Below are 13,168 nucleotides of genomic sequence, written 5' to 3'. Positions count from 1 at the left end.
GCCGCACCGACGCTCCCCCGCCGCGGACGCCGGCCGCGACCGACACCCCCTCGCCGTCGACGGCGGCACGCACCACACCCGGAGCGAAGCCCTCGGGCGAACACCGGGCTGGTCGCGTCCGCCGGGGGTTCCGGGAGGGGCTCGGCTACTTCGGTCACGTGGGACCCACCTTCGCCGCGATGGGGTCGAGGCGGGCGAGGTCGAAGCCGTAGACGCGGGCCGCGTTGCCGCCGGGCATGGCGGCCGGCTCCTCGCGCGGGACGACCTCTCCGGTGATCCGCTCCAGTCGGCGCACCTTCTCGTGGCGCACGCAGTGCAAGTGCACCAGCACCGGGTCGGTTTCGAAGCCCGAACGATCCACGGCGGGAAGGAACTTGAAGCAGAAGTCGGTGGTCACTTCGCCGAGTTTCTCGGGCTCGCCGAAGACCTCGCGCCCGCCGGTGAGGGCGCGCTCCTGGGTCATCACGAGCGGGCTGCCGGTGGGTTTCAGGGGTGGCGGCAGCACCGCGGCGATCGCGTCCGGGCCGGTCTCCCAGACGGCCACTACCCCGGTGGACCAGATGGCGGGACGCCGCGCGCTCGCGGTGCGGGTCGTGGCGATCTCCCGCTCGGTCCGTGCGCCGTACCGTACGCGTGCCGTACGTCGTACCGCCCTTCTGCCGGCGGGCACGGACCCGCTCCTGACGGATCGTCACCTATAACACAGTTAACAGAGGAGCGCGTTGACCCGGATGCCCTGCTCGACACCCTCCGGAGCGCACCATGGCCGAGCTCGGCGAGATCCGCCCCTGCGGTCGCACCCCCTGATGTTCCTGCCCGCCCAGCGGGTCCTGGTGCGCGAGGCGCGCGCCGCCGGGCTGCGTGGCGAGCGGGCCGCCGGGTTCGTGCGGGCCGTGCGGTTCCAGGTCGTCGGGCGGGTGCTGGTGGAGCGCGACCGGGAGCGGGCTCCGGCACAGCACCCCGACGAGCGGGAGCCGTGGAGCGCCGGGACCGCCGGAGACGACCCGGCGCCGGCACGTGCGCCGGCCTTGCCGGTGGACACGGAGCGGCTCTTCCTGACGGCCGTGAGCGCGCTGGTACGTCGCTGCCGGTCCCGGCCTCGCCCACCCGTGCGCCCGACCCGGTCGGATGAGCGGTCCAGGACCGGCACGCACGCGTGTGCGGTGGCCGAGCGGCCGGGCGGAAATCGGCGGAGCCGCCGGTACCTGAAGGTCAGCGCTGTCAGTCGTGGCCCGTATCCTCAATGACCATGCTCGAAGACCGTGCGACCGCAGTGTCCTCCCCCACCCAGTGGCCGGCCGTGTATCCGAAGGGATACGCGGTCGTTGACGTGGAGACCACCGGCCTGGCCCGGGACGACCGCATCATCTCGGCCGCCGTCTACCGGCTGGACGAGCGCGGCGAGGTCGAGGACCACTGGTACACGCTGGTCAACCCGGAGCGCGATCCGGGACCCGTGTGGATACACGGTCTGACGAGCGAGGTGCTCGAAGGGGCGCCGCTCTTCGCGGACATCGCCGAGGAGTTCGCGACCCGGCTGGAGGGCCGGGTGCTGGTCGCGCACAACGCCGTCTTCGACTGGCAGATGATCGCGCGGGAGTACGCGCGCGCGAAGCGCGAGGCGCCGGTGCGTCAGCGACTGTGCACCATCGCGCTGTCGAAGGAGCTGGGGCTGCCGCTGCCCAACTTCAAGCTGGAGTCGCTGGCGGCGCACTACGGCGTCGTACAGCAGCGGGCGCACCACGCGCTGGACGACGCGCGCGTGCTGGCGGAGGCGTTCCGGCCCAGTCTGCGAGCCGCCGCCGCGGGCGGCGTGCGGCTGCCGCTGCTGGAGTGCCGGCCGCTGACGGAGTGGTCGGACCGCCCGGTGCCCCGGCAGTCGTCGGGCGGATACGGGGGCTACAGCGGCTATCGGCAGGGCAGTTGGCGGCCCTCCCGCAAGAAGCCCGCATGCCCGTACCCCAATCCGGGGCGCTACGAAAACGGCAAACGACTCAAACAGGGCATGCGGGTGGCGTTCTCCGGCGACACCTCCGTGGACCGCGAGCTGCTGGAGGACCGGGCCACGGAGGCCGGTCTGCATGTGGCGTCCAGCATCTCCAGGCTGACCAGCCTGCTGGTCACCAACGACCCCGACTCGGGCACGTCCAAGGTGGTCAAGGCGCGGCAGTTCGGCACGCCGGTCGTCGACGAGGCCGCGTTCGGGCAGCTGCTGCGGGATGTCGAGCCCGCCGACGAGTGATCGTACGCATGCGAGTGACCACACCGTTGGGAGTGATCGTACGAATGAGTGATCGACACACGACTCACCCGGCACCCGCTCGCCCCGGTCCCGGTGACGGCCCACCCTGTGGCGCATGGCGAAATGTGAAGTTTGCGGCAATGACTACGGGATGACCTTCGAGGTCCATGCACAGGGTGCGGTTCATGTGTTCGACTGCTTCTCCTGTGCGATCCACCGCATGGCACCCATCTGCGAGCACTGCCGGGTGCAGATCATCGGCCAGGGGGTGGAGGCCGACGGCGCGTTCTACTGCGGCGCCCACTGCGCCCGCGCCGACGGGAAGGCGGGGATCGTCGATCGCGTCTGACCCGGTACCCGCCCGAATGCACCCCACGGCGCGGAGGTAACGTCGTGGGGTGCATCGCTACCGCTTCCTGTTGTCCCGCCAGTGGGTGATCCTCACCATCGTCGCGATCGCGCTGATCCCGACGATGATCAGGCTGGGTTTCTGGCAGAAGCACCGCTACGAGGAGCGCACCGCGCGCAACGACCTGGTCTCCTCGGCGTTGCACGCCAAGCCGGTCCCGGTCGAGCGGCTGACCTCCCCGGGGCACACCGTGACCCGCACCGAGAGGTACCGCACGGTCACCGCGACCGGCACCTTCGACACCGCCAGGGAGGAAGTGGTCCGGCGCCGGACCAACTCCGACAACGAGGTCGGCTTCCATGTGCTCACCCCGTTCGTCCTCGGCGACGGCAAGGTGGTGCTCGTCAACCGCGGCTGGATCCCGGCCAACGGAGCCCAGACCGCGTTCCCGAAGATCCCCGCCCCGCCGTCCGGCCGGACCACCATCACCGGGCGGCTGATGGCCGACGAGACGACTGCGGCGAGCGGCATCAAGAACGTCCAGGGCCTCCCGGACCGGCAGATCATGCTGATCAACAGCGCGGAGGAGGCGCACCGGCTCGGCGCCTCGGTGCTCGGCGGCTACCTCGAGCAGACGGGGCCCCAGACCGACTCCCCGGAACAGATCTCCGACCCGGGCAGCGAGGACGCCCCGCTGAACTACGCGTACATGATCCAGTGGTGGCTGTTCGCCGCGGGCGTCCCGGTCGGCTGGTGGTTCCTGGTCCGGCGGGAGATCCGCGACCAGGAGGAGGCCACCGCGGAGGCGAAGCCGGAGGAGACGGAACCGGCCGCCGTATAGCCGCCGTACAGCCGTCGCCCGGACGCAAGCGGCGCCGCCGTACAGACGGAACCGGCCGTCGTACAGCCAGGGCGACAGCCGTGGCACGCGCGCCGGGCGGACCACCTGTTCGGCCCTCTTGCCCGCCGGGAAAGCCGGGAAACCGGATCCCGTGAACGCGCGCATCGAGGACTACGCCCTCATCGGCGACGAGCAGACCGCCGCGCTGGTCGGCAGGGACGGCTCGATCGACTGGCTGTGCCTGCCCCGCTTCGACTCCGGCGCCTGCTTCGCCCGGCTGCTGGGCGACGAGGACCACGGCCACTGGCGGATCGCCCCCAAGGGAGCGCGCACCTGCACCCGCCGCGCCTACCGGACCGACACCCTCGTCCTCGACACCGAGTGGGACACCCACGACGGCACGGTCCGCGTCACCGACCTGATGCCGCAGCGCGACCGCGCCCCCGACGTCGTACGCATCGTCGAAGGTGTCAGCGGCCGGGTCACCGTGCGCAGCACCCTCCGGCTGCGCTTCGACTACGGCTCGATCATGCCGTGGGTGCGCCGCTCGGACGGGCACCGGGTGGCCGTCGCCGGACCGGACTCGGTCTGGCTGCGCTCGGAGCCCCCCGTGCACACCTGGGGCGAGGACTTCGGCACCCACGCGGAGTTCACCGTCACCGAGGGCCAGCGGGTCGCGTTCGTGCTCACCTGGCATCCCTCGCACGAGCGCCGCCCGCCGCTCACCGACCCCTACGAGGCGCTGAGCAACAGCGTCCACGACTGGCGGCGCTGGACGTCCCGCTGCCGCTACGACGGGCCGTACCGGGACGCCGTCGTACGGTCCCTGATCACGCTCAAGGCGCTCACCTACGCCCCGACGGGCGGGATCGTCGCCGCTGCCACCACCTCGCTGCCCGAGGAGCTGGGCGGCGTACGCAACTGGGACTACCGCTTCTGCTGGCTGCGCGACTCCACCCTCACCCTCGGCGCCATGCTGGCCGCGGGCTACCACAGGGAGGCCGAGGCCTGGCGCGACTGGCTGTTGCGCGCGGTCGCGGGCGACCCGGCGGACCTGCAGATCATGTACGGCCTGGCGGGCGAGCGCCGGCTGCCGGAGTGGGAGCTGCCCTGGCTGCCCGGCTTCGCCGAGTCCGCGCCCGTACGCATCGGCAACGCCGCCGTCGGCCAGCTCCAGCTGGACGTGTACGGCGAGGTCATGGACACGCTGTCGCTGGCCCGCGACCAGGGCCTGCCCACCAAGCCCCACATGTGGGCGATCCAGCGCTCGCTCATGACGTTCCTGCAGTCGTCCTGGCGGCAGCCCGACGAGGGCCTGTGGGAGGTGCGCGGCGGCCGGCGCCAGTTCGTGCACTCGAAGGTGATGGTGTGGGTGGCCGCCGACCGCGCCGTACGGACGCTGGAGACGTACCCGGAGCTGCAGGGCGACGCGGACGGCTGGCGGGCGATGCGTGACGAGGTGCACCGGGAAGTGTGCGAGCAGGGCTACGACGCCCGGCGCCGGACCTTCACCCAGTACTACGGCTCGCGCGAACTGGACGCCGCCCTGCTGCTGATCCCCCGGGTCGGTTTCCTGCCGCCCGACGACCCCCGGGTGATCGGCACGGTCGACGCGATCCGCGCGGATCTGGGACACGGCGGCTTCGTGCGCCGGTACGACACCGACGCCGTCGGCATCGACGGGATGCCGGGCGGCGAGGGCGCCTTCCTGGCCTGCTCGTTCTGGCTCGCGGACGCCCTGCACCTGACCGGCCGCACGGCCGAGGCCCGGGAACTCTTCGAGCGGCTGGTGGCGCTCACCAACGACGTGGGGCTGCTGTCGGAGGAGTACGACCCCGGGCTGAGCCGCCAGGTGGGCAACTTCCCGCAGGCCTTCAGCCATATCGCCCTGGTGAACACCGCGCTCACGCTGTCCGGGGGCGAGCGGGCAGGATAGGGGCCATGGATCTTGGACTGAAGGACCGGGTGTACGTCGTCACGGGCGCGACCCGGGGGCTGGGCAACGCCGCGGCGCGCGAGCTGGTCGCCGACGGGGCGAAGGTCGTCATCAGCGGGCGGGACGAGAAGCGGGTCGCCGAGGCCGCCGCCGAACTGGGCCCGGACGCGGTGGGTGTCGCCGTCGACAACTCCGACGCGCAGGCTCCCGAGCGGCTGGTCGCGGCCGCCCGTGAGCGGTTCGGCGGCTTCCACGGCGTGCTGGTGAGCGTGGGCGGACCGGCGCCGGGGTTCGTCGCGGACAACACCGACGAGCAGTGGCGGAACGCGTTCGAGTCGGTGTTCCTCGGTGCGGTGCGGCTCGCGCGGGTGGCAGCGGCGGAGCTGGAGCCGGGCGGGGTCATCGGGTTCGTGCTGTCGGCGTCGGTGCACGAGCCGATTCCGGGGCTGACCATCTCCAACGGGCTGCGGCCCGGGCTCGCCGGGTTCGCCAAGTCGCTCGCCGACGAGTTGGGGCCGCGGGGGATTCGGGTGCTGGGGCTGCTGCCGTCGCGCATCGACACGGATCGCGTGCGCGAGCTGGACGGGTTGTCCGCGGATCCTGAGGCCACTCGGGCAGCGAACGAGGCGCGGATCCCGTTGCGGCGGTACGGGGCGCCGGAGGAGTTCGGGAAGGTCGCGGCGTTCTTGCTCTCTCCGGCGGCTTCGTATCTGAGTGGGGTCATGCTGCCCGTGGACGGGGGCATGCGGCACGGGTTCTGAGGGACCCCTGCCGTGTCAACTGACCCTCTCCGCATGGTGCTTGACCGCCCGCAGTCGTATCTCCACCGGTAGAGACGGAAGCCGCGCCGACTCGCGGGCGTCGGTCAGGGCCTGGGTCGTGAAGTCGTTCAGGGCCGTCGACGGATCCACGTGGGGCTCCAGTTGGAGCCAGATTCTTGCCGTGGGTTTCGTGCGGCGGCCGCGCAGGACGATCTCCGCGTGGGCCACGCCCTGCTGCCGTACGGCGGCCTGGGCCAGGGCCGACTCCAGGGCGCGGCCGCGCAGCACGGCGGACTCGCCGTCGCCGGTGTCGATGAGGATCTCGGACAGCCGGCGGCGGCGCAGGACCGTGGTGAGCCACCACAGGGCGAGCAGGACGAGGACCGCCAGGGTGGCGAGGACGGCCGGCCACCACCAGCCGGTGCCGCGCCAGTGGGTGCGTTCGGCCCTGGTGAGCAGGACGTCGTGCGGGCCGGTGTGCACCCACCAGGAGGGCGGCGCCGCGCCCAGGCCGACCGCCAGGACCGACCCGCCGAGCACGAACAGGAGCAGGCCGACGAGGGCCAGCAGGACGCGGTGGAGACCAGCCCGGCGCATCGCCGTCACCCCTTCCGTCCGGGCCGTGTCACATGGACGGACAGCGTGGGCGGCCGGCCGAGGCCGAGGCCCCGGATCGCGTCCGTGAGCACGGTGTCCAGGTCGGCGCGTACGTCGTCCAGGTCACGGAAGTGCGAGACGACACGGACGTCGGCCTTCCCGCGGCGCATCCGCACCCGCACCGACCGGACCCCGGAGACGTCCATGACCCGGTCGCGCAGCAGCAGAGCCGCCGCGTCGCGCCGGAGTGCGGCGCGGACGTCGGGGTGCGGGCGCCGCATGGGCAGCAGACCGCGCAGTCCGGGGGTGACCGCGAGGGCGATCAGCCAGAGGCCGAGTGCGGCGGCGACGGCCGCTCCGGTCAGCACCCAGGTGTCGTCCAGGGGGCGTTCGGCCAGGTGCCGGGCCAGTGCGCGGCGCCACTCCATCGCGGGGTGGTGGGCGCGTACGGCCGCGATGTCGTACAGCAGGAGGCCGGCGCCGGCCAGCAGCAGGGCGGCGACGACGGCCGCCGGGACGCGGCGCGGCGACCAGAAGCGGCCGCTGCTCCCGGCGGCGGGCGGCGTGGGGACGGGGTCCTTGTGGAGCGTCTGGATGGTCGTCTGCGGCTCGCTCATCATGCCCTCCCGTGCGGTGCCGGGTGCAGCCGTTCGACCTGGACGGCGACCTCGGCCACCGGCATGTCCACCAACGCGTCTACCCGCTCGGTGACATGACGACGCACGGCGGCGCAGTGGGCGCCGATGTCGCAGGGGTAGCCGAGTTCGAGATGGACGCGTACGCGGGCCGTGTCCCTGGGGAGTACGACCACCGTGGCGTGCGGGACGGCCGCCTCGGCAGGCAGCGGGGGCAGCGCCTCGCGGGCGGCCTGCGCGGCGATCTTCGCGACGACCCGGTCGGCGATCCGGGTGGCGCCGCGCTCGCCCGGCGGCACCAGGTCCGACGGCGGCCGGGCCGCACCGGTGTCGGCGGCCATCGCCGGTCACCGCCGCCGGTCGCGCCGGTCGTCGCGGGTGCGGAAGAAGTCCCCCGGTTCCAGGTCGCCCTCCGCGAACCGGCCGGCGACGAACCCGATCGCACCCAGCGCCGCCACCAGCAGGAAGGCCCCGAAGCCGCCGAAGTACCCGGCGAAACCCAGCGCCATTCCGGCGATCATGCCGACCACGGCCATGCTCATGCAGCACTCCTCAGCTCGTCGGGCGTGCGGTGCCGGGTCGCCGGTGCGTCACTGGATGCGCGGCGGCTCGGGCTCCTCGTCCTCTTCATCGGGCAGCTTCACGTCGCTGACCGCGATGTTGACCTCGACCACCTCTAGTCCGGTCATCCGTTCCACGGAGGCGATCACGTTCTCCCGTACGGCACGGGCGACATCGCCGATCGAGACGCCGTAGTCCACGACGATCTCCAGGTCGAGTGCGGTCTGCACCTCTCCGACCTCGGCCTTCACGCCCCGCGTCACCGACCTGGAGCCGCCGGGCACGCGGTCGCGCACGGCGCCGAAGGTGCGGGCCAGGCCACTGCCCATGGCATGCACGCCGACGACGTCCCGCGCCGCGAGGCCCGCGATCTTCTCCACGACGCCGTCGGCGATGGTGGTCCGTCCCCGGGTCGCCGGATCGCCGCCGCCGCGGCGGGTGGTCTTGCGGGTCGACACCTGCGGTTCCTGGTCGCCTTCCGGGGTCGTCGTCATGTCGGTCATCGCCGTACGTCCCTTTCGGTCGTCGTCCCCTTCGATCGTCCCTTGCCCACCGTATGCATGGTTCCCCTGCCGTGCGCCGGTGATACGGCAGGCTGGAGGAATGACGGCGGACCGGTGGACAGAGTTGGTACGGCGCCAGGTCGGGCTCGGCAGGCTGCTGCCGCTCGGTGGGCCGCGCGACGGCGCGTGGATCGCGGAGGTCGCGGCGGCGGCGGTACTGGAGCGTGCGGCGGCGGCCGGGGTGCCGGGGGTGCGGCTGGGCGCGCTGCGGCTCACGCTCGCCGATCCGGAAGCGGCGCGGCAACCCGTCGTACCGGCTCCGCCGAGCGCGCTGCCGCCGGGCCCGCTGCGGCTGACGGCGGACTTCGCCGCGACGGCCGCCGAGCCGCTGCCCGCGGTGGCGTCCCGGCTGCGGCTCACCCTGGCGACGGCCGCTGCGGGGCAGCTCGGACTCACGCTCTCGGAGGTGGACCTGTGGGTGACCGATCTGCTGGACACGGAGGAACCGGCCACGGCGGTACGTGCGCCACGGCCGGTGTCCGCGCGGGAAGCCACGGACCCGGACGAGGCCCGCGCGGCCGCGGCCGCCCTCGCCGTCCCCGGTGTGACCGGCTTGACAGCTTCCCTGGGCGGTCTCGGCCGCGGAGTGCACCTGGAGGAACGCCCGGCCGACACGGCTCTGCCGCACCGGCACGTGCGCGTGGAACTGTCGACAGGCTCGGACCACCGGGCCGTCGACGTGGCCCGACAGGTCCGCACAGCCGTACGGAACGCTCTGGAGGACCGGCCGACGGTGGCGGTTTTGATTACGGCGGTGGACTAGGGAACTCGGGAACTCGTCCTGCTCGCTGTGGGCAGCGCAGGGGTTATTCGCCGAGCCCGGCCAGATCGCGGAGCCGGCGTGCCTGAGCAGCGCGCTCGGCCGCCCGCTGCTCGTCGTACGTACGGTCCGCCGCACCTCGCAACAACGCCTTGGTCTCCGCCACGGCGTCCCGCGGCGCGGCCAGCAGTGCCGCGGCCAAGTCCCGCACGGCGTCGTCCAGTTGGTCGCCGGGCACGGCAGCGTTGGCCAGCCCGGATGCCACGGACTCCGCCGCGCCGACGAACCTTCCCGTGGCGCAGATCTCCAGCGCACGGGCGTACCCGACGAGACCGACCAGCGGATGCGTGCCGGTCAGGTCGGGTACGAGGCCGAGGCTGGTCTCGCGCATGGCGAACTGCACGTCCTCCGCGACGACCCGCAGGTCGCACGCGAGCGCGAGCTGGAAGCCGGCCCCGATGGCGTGTCCCTGGACGGCGGCGATGGACACGATGTCGTTCCGCCGCCACCAGGTGAACGCCTCCTGGAACTCGGCGATGCTCGCGTCGAGCCCGGCGTCGTCACGGCGCGCGAGATCGATGAAGGTCGGCTCGCCCGGGATCCCCTCCGGGGTGAACATCTGCCGGTCGAGACCGGCGGAGAAGGACCTGCCCTCGCCGCGCAGCACGACGACCCGGACGGAGCCCGGCAGCAGCCTCCCGGCCTCGGCGAGCGCCCGCCACAGGGCGGGGCTCTGCGCATTGCGCCTGGCCGGATTGGCCAGCGTCACCGTGGCGAGCGCGTCGTCTACGGTGAGCCGTACGCCGTCCTTGTCGAGTACAGGAGCGAGGTCCTGGTCGGGCGAAGCCATGGGGCGCCTCCGATGGGTGCGGTCATCCGGGCATGCCGGGGGCATGCGTAAGTGACTGCACAGTAACCACCCGGCCGATCAGATTGCCGACCGGGTGGTCACCATCGAAGTCGATGGACCGCCCGGCGTCAGACCGATGCGGCCTTCTTGCCCCGGGTCGCTCCGCCACGCCCACGCAGGACGACGCCCGACTCGGTGAGCATCCGGTGCACAAAGCCATACGAGCGGCCGGTCTCCTCGGCCAGCGCCCGGATGCTCGCACCGGAGTCGTACTTCTTCTTCAGGTCTGCCGCGAGCTTGTCGCGCGCGGCGCCGGTCACCCGGCTGCCCTTCTTCAGAGTCTCGGCCACCCGTGCCTCCTCATGGGAAGTGCGCTCTGGTCTCCTCATGATCACCCCTCTTGGGCGTGATGGCCACCCATTCGGCAAGGTCCGTGGGACATCGTTGTGACGACAGGAGTGGATCCCCACAAGCGGAACACGCAATTCCATGGAGTGGTGTCCATGGGACCGAACGGGTGGATTCGCGAAGTACCAGGTCAGCGACGCGGAACGGCCGACCCCTTGGCACACGGGGGATCGGCCGGAAAATCCGTGTACGACACACCCCGATACGAGGAGATCTCACACAGATGATGGATCACGGATGAGCCGAATGATCCATACGGAGTTGATCACGCCAGGGCGACGAGGTCCGCGTAGTCGGAGCCCCACAGATCCTCGACGCCGTCCGGCAGCAGGATGATCCGCTCGGGCTGGAGCGCCTCCACGGCACCCTCGTCGTGGGTGACGAGGACGACCGCGCCCTTGTAGGTGCGCAGGGCGCCGAGGATCTCCTCGCGGCTGGCGGGGTCGAGGTTGTTGGTCGGCTCGTCGAGGAGGAGCACGTTCGCCGAGGAGACGACCAGGGTGGCCAGGGCGAGACGGGTCTTCTCACCACCCGAGAGGACACCGGCCGGCTTGTCGACGTCGTCGCCGGAGAAGAGGAACGAGCCCAGCACCTTGCGCACCTCGACCAGGTCCATGTCGGGGGCGGCCGAGCGCATGTTCTCCAGGACGGTGCGGTCGGGGTCCAGGGTCTCGTGCTCCTGGGCGTAGTAGCCGAGCTTGAGGCCGTGGCCGGGGACGACCTGGCCGGTGTCGGGCTGCTCGACGCCGCCGAGCAGGCGCAGCAGGGTGGTCTTGCCGGCGCCGTTCAGGCCGAGGATGACGACCCGGGAGCCCTTGTCGATGGCGAGGTCGACGTCGGTGAAGATCTCCAGCGAGCCGTACGACTTCGACAGGCCCTCGGCCATCAGCGGGGTCTTGCCGCAGGGCGACGGCTCCGGGAAGCGGAGCTTGGCGACCTTGTCGGACATCCGGACCTCTTCGAGGCCGGAGAGCAGCTTCTCGGCCCGGCGGGCCATGTTCTGCGCGGCGACCGTCTTGGTGGCCTTGGCGCGCATCTTGTCGGCCTGGGCGTTGAGGGCGGCGGCCTTCTTCTCGGCGTTGGCCCGCTCCCGCTTGCGGCGCTTCTCGTCGGCCTCGCGCTGCTGCTGGTAGAGCTTCCAGCCCATGTTGTAGACGTCGATCGTGGAGCGGTTCGCGTCCAGGTAGAACACCTTGTTGACGACCGTCTCGACCAGGTCGACGTCGTGGGAGATCACGATGAAGCCGCCGCGGTACGTCTTCAGGTAGTCCCGCAGCCAGATGATCGAGTCGGCGTCGAGGTGGTTGGTCGGCTCGTCGAGCAGCAGGGTGTCGGCGTCCGAGAAGAGGATGCGGGCCAGCTCGATACGGCGGCGCTGACCACCGGAGAGGGTGTGCAGCGGCTGGCCGAGGACGCGGTCGGGCAGGTTCAGCGCGGCGGCGATGGTGGCGGCCTCGGCCTCGGCGGCGTACCCGCCCTTGGTCAGGAACTCCGTCTCCTGGCGCTCGTACTGCCTGAGGGCCTTCTCGCGGGTGGCGCCCATGCCGTTGGCGATGCGCTGTTCGTTGTCCCGCATCTTGCGGATCAGTACGTCGAGCCCGCGCGCGGAGAGGATGCGGTCCCGGGCCAGGACGTCCAGGTCGCCGGTGCGGGGGTCCTGCGGGAGGTAGCCGACCTCGCCGGAGCGGGCGATCTGGCCGGCGGCCGGGATGCCCTCGCCGGCCAGGCACTTGGTGAGGGTCGTCTTACCGGCGCCGTTGCGGCCGACGAGGCCGATGCGGTCGCCCTTGGCGACACGGAAGGTGGCGTTCTCGATGAGGATGCGCGCACCGGCGCGCAGCTCGATACCGGAGGCGGAGATCACGGACAGACTCCAGGGCGTACAGGGATTGACGGGTGGGCGGCTGAGGACGTTCCCGCCGTCTAATGCGCGAGGAGAATGGCCATGGGGAGAAGTCTAACGGGGGTGTGCAAGCGGTTTTTCTACGTCCGCGCGTTCGGTCCCTGCCCGGGGAGATCGTTCCCTGCTCTGGGAGATCGTTCCCGAGACGGTCCCCGTGGGGGACCGTCCACAGGTGCGGGGTGGGCGGGGGAAGGAGGGGGCTACCGGACCGGCGACATGGAGCAGTGCGACACGTGCCGCTGAGGCGTTGTCTCTGAGGCGTTGTCAGTGGCGGCTGCAAGACTGAACGGGACGCCACAGAACCGGCGTGCGAAGGCGTACGAGGCCGGACGAAGGAGTGATCGGCAATGGCAGGTATGGGCGGAGGACGGCCGAGCATCTACCCCTCGCTGCTGTACGCGGACGCGAAGGCGGCGATCAGACAGCTGACGGAGGCCCTCGGCTTCACCGAGCTGTCGGTGTACGAGACGGAGGACGGCAAGGTGATGCACGCCGAGCTGGCCCAGGGCAACGGCGCGGTGATGATCGGTTCCAAGGGCCGCGGCGGCCGTTTCGACACGGCAATGAAGGACGCCGGGCCCACCGGTGTGTACGTCGTCGTGGACGACGTGGACGCCCACCACCAGCGGGCCCTGGAGCACGGCGTGGAGATCCTGATGCCCCCGACCGACCAGGACTACGGCTCGCGCGACTACATGGCCCGCGACGCCGAGGGCAACATCTGGAGCTTCGGTACGTACGCCCCGGAGATCGGCGCCTGAG

General features: G+C 71.7%; 16 protein-coding genes and 1 pseudogene. 8 read left to right on the top strand and 9 right to left on the bottom strand.

The features are described 5' to 3' along the window. Positions 1-154: 154 nt before the first annotated feature. Positions 155-670 (bottom strand): hypothetical protein, encoded by a 516-nt coding sequence (locus AB5L52_RS33495; protein WP_369367486.1) that lies wholly within the window; start codon positions 668-670, stop codon positions 155-157. 83 nt (positions 671-753) lie between these two features. Here AB5L52_RS33495 and AB5L52_RS33490 point away from each other — a divergent pair. From AB5L52_RS33490 to AB5L52_RS33465, 6 genes and pseudogenes are all read left to right on the top strand, one after another. Next, a pseudogene (locus AB5L52_RS33490) lies at positions 754-1,247 on the top strand (hypothetical protein); the annotation flags it as partial. 2 nt (positions 1,248-1,249) lie between these two features. Beyond that, the gene (locus AB5L52_RS33485) at positions 1,250-2,242 is read left to right on the top strand and encodes a DEDDh family exonuclease (RefSeq protein WP_369367485.1); all 993 of its coding nucleotides are present in this window, start codon (positions 1,250-1,252) and stop codon (positions 2,240-2,242) included. A gap of 115 nt (positions 2,243-2,357) precedes the next feature. Next, positions 2,358-2,591, top strand: coding sequence for a hypothetical protein (locus tag AB5L52_RS33480; protein WP_351031366.1), 234 nt, complete (start codon positions 2,358-2,360; stop codon positions 2,589-2,591). A gap of 49 nt (positions 2,592-2,640) precedes the next feature. Continuing rightward, entirely contained in the window at positions 2,641-3,432 is a 792-nt protein-coding gene (locus AB5L52_RS33475) for an SURF1 family protein (RefSeq protein WP_369367484.1), read from the top strand. Positions 3,433-3,583: 151 nt separating this feature from the next. After that, positions 3,584-5,368 carry a glycoside hydrolase family 15 protein gene (locus AB5L52_RS33470; RefSeq protein WP_369367483.1) on the top strand — a complete coding sequence of 595 codons (1,785 nt, stop codon included), beginning with the start codon at positions 3,584-3,586 and terminating at the stop codon, positions 5,366-5,368. A gap of 5 nt (positions 5,369-5,373) precedes the next feature. Beyond that, positions 5,374-6,129 carry an SDR family oxidoreductase gene (locus AB5L52_RS33465; RefSeq protein WP_351031373.1) on the top strand — a complete coding sequence of 252 codons (756 nt, stop codon included), beginning with the start codon at positions 5,374-5,376 and terminating at the stop codon, positions 6,127-6,129. 15 nt (positions 6,130-6,144) lie between these two features. Here the strand turns inward: AB5L52_RS33465 and amaP are convergent, their stop codons facing one another. Genes amaP through AB5L52_RS33440 form a run of 5 tightly spaced genes read right to left on the bottom strand, consistent with a single transcriptional unit; the run spans position 6,145 to position 8,425 of the window. After that, entirely contained in the window at positions 6,145-6,726 is a 582-nt protein-coding gene (gene amaP, locus AB5L52_RS33460; RefSeq protein ID WP_369367482.1) for an alkaline shock response membrane anchor protein AmaP, read from the bottom strand. A 5-nt stretch (positions 6,727-6,731) separates the two neighbouring features. After that, complete coding sequence (locus tag AB5L52_RS33455; RefSeq protein ID WP_369367481.1) at positions 6,732-7,343, bottom strand: DUF6286 domain-containing protein; 612 nt, start codon at positions 7,341-7,343, stop codon at positions 6,732-6,734. Further along, positions 7,343-7,702 (bottom strand): hypothetical protein, encoded by a 360-nt coding sequence (locus AB5L52_RS33450; RefSeq protein WP_369367480.1) that lies wholly within the window; start codon positions 7,700-7,702, stop codon positions 7,343-7,345. Before AB5L52_RS33450 ends, AB5L52_RS33455 begins: the two co-directional genes overlap by 1 nt. A 6-nt stretch (positions 7,703-7,708) precedes the next feature. After that, positions 7,709-7,903: a hypothetical protein gene (locus tag AB5L52_RS33445; protein WP_351570291.1), complete on the bottom strand. Its 195-nt coding sequence runs from the start codon at positions 7,901-7,903 to the stop codon at positions 7,709-7,711. Between the two features lie 48 nt (positions 7,904-7,951). Next, positions 7,952-8,425, bottom strand: a complete 474-nt coding sequence (locus AB5L52_RS33440) for an Asp23/Gls24 family envelope stress response protein (RefSeq protein ID WP_351031383.1) — start codon at positions 8,423-8,425, stop codon at positions 7,952-7,954. 100 nt (positions 8,426-8,525) lie between these two features. Between AB5L52_RS33440 and AB5L52_RS33435 the strand changes: the two genes are divergently transcribed. After that, positions 8,526-9,248 carry a nucleopolyhedrovirus P10 family protein gene (locus AB5L52_RS33435; protein ID WP_369367479.1) on the top strand — a complete coding sequence of 241 codons (723 nt, stop codon included), beginning with the start codon at positions 8,526-8,528 and terminating at the stop codon, positions 9,246-9,248. Positions 9,249-9,291: 43 nt separating this feature from the next. Here AB5L52_RS33435 and AB5L52_RS33430 read toward each other — a convergent pair whose 3' ends face one another. The 3 genes from AB5L52_RS33430 to AB5L52_RS33420 form a co-directional block, all read right to left on the bottom strand. Next, on the bottom strand, positions 9,292-10,095 hold the full coding sequence (locus AB5L52_RS33430; protein WP_369367478.1) for an enoyl-CoA hydratase/isomerase family protein: 804 nt from the start codon (positions 10,093-10,095) through the stop codon (positions 9,292-9,294). Between the two features lie 128 nt (positions 10,096-10,223). After that, complete coding sequence (locus AB5L52_RS33425; RefSeq protein ID WP_023551707.1) at positions 10,224-10,445, bottom strand: helix-turn-helix domain-containing protein; 222 nt, start codon at positions 10,443-10,445, stop codon at positions 10,224-10,226. 323 nt (positions 10,446-10,768) lie between these two features. Then, complete coding sequence (locus AB5L52_RS33420) at positions 10,769-12,367, bottom strand: ABC-F family ATP-binding cassette domain-containing protein (RefSeq protein ID WP_351570300.1); 1,599 nt, start codon at positions 12,365-12,367, stop codon at positions 10,769-10,771. 386 nt (positions 12,368-12,753) lie between these two features. Here AB5L52_RS33420 and AB5L52_RS33415 point away from each other — a divergent pair, with 386 nt between their 5' ends. After that, positions 12,754-13,167 (top strand): VOC family protein, encoded by a 414-nt coding sequence (locus AB5L52_RS33415; protein WP_351570303.1) that lies wholly within the window; start codon positions 12,754-12,756, stop codon positions 13,165-13,167. The last annotated feature ends 1 nt before the right edge of the window (position 13,168 follow it).

It is taken from the genome of Streptomyces sp. CG4 (genome assembly GCF_041080655.1).
In the GTDB taxonomy this organism is placed as follows: Bacteria; Actinomycetota; Actinomycetes; order Streptomycetales; family Streptomycetaceae; genus Streptomyces.
This window is presented reverse-complemented; position numbering and strand designations above follow the sequence as displayed.